Here is a 743-nt window from a genome sequence, read left to right as displayed (position 1 = left end):
ACAAGACTCAAGAGAAGTTGATTGTCTGACCAAACCGGTCAGACTGGTTGTAAAAACCGGTCAGACCGGTATGGCTAAGTCAGCTGGCTCAAGACTCCAGCGAAAGAAGCGTCATCGATCAAATCAAAATTCAACTTTTCAAACTAGCTCTCTGCCTTCTACAAGTCATGGGAAGTGCCTTGTGGCTAAAGGTAAGAAAAAGAAGAAGCCCCCGAGGGTTGAGAGCAAAGAAGAAGAAGATGAAAAAGAAGACAAAGATGATCTTGAGTTTGATAAGCTAAGCAAGAAAGATATAATCAAAATCAAGAGGCTCAATGAAAGAAATAAAGAACAAGAGTTGCAACTTGAACAACAAGAAGAGTATCTCATTGGCAAAATTGAAGAGCTCAAGGCTCTACATGAAGAGCATGAGAAACTCAAGCACTCTCATACCTCCTTGATTGATAAATATGAAAATTTAGAAAAAGAAATATGCTTGTGCTACTAATGTCTCCTCTTGTGTAGATTCACTAGAAAAGGAGAATGCTAATCTCAAGACTCAACTTGAAGTGCTCACTAGCAAGCATGTGAAGTTGCAAAAGGATCATGAGGTGCTCAAGTGCTCTCATGACAATCTACAAGATGAACATGCCATGCTACAAATATCTCATTCGGTTGTGGTAACATCGGTAAGACACTTTCAACCTCTTACACAAAAGTGCACATGCTCACTCAACTCTATTAATTTTGTTTGTGCTAATGCT

At 39.3% G+C, this 743-nt stretch carries 1 protein-coding gene; it reads left to right on the top strand.

Annotated features, from left to right (window positions below):
• On the top strand, positions 1-487 hold a 487-nt coding region (locus ACQY5W_RS13120; protein WP_428025423.1), incomplete at its 5' end, for a hypothetical protein.
• Between the last annotated feature and the right edge of the window lie 256 nt (positions 488-743).

The organism is Arcobacter sp. (genome assembly GCF_050300555.1).
Lineage (GTDB): Bacteria > Campylobacterota > Campylobacteria > Campylobacterales > Arcobacteraceae > Arcobacter.
The sequence above is the reverse complement of the archived record's forward strand: the minus strand, read 5'-3'. Positions and strand labels throughout refer to the sequence as shown.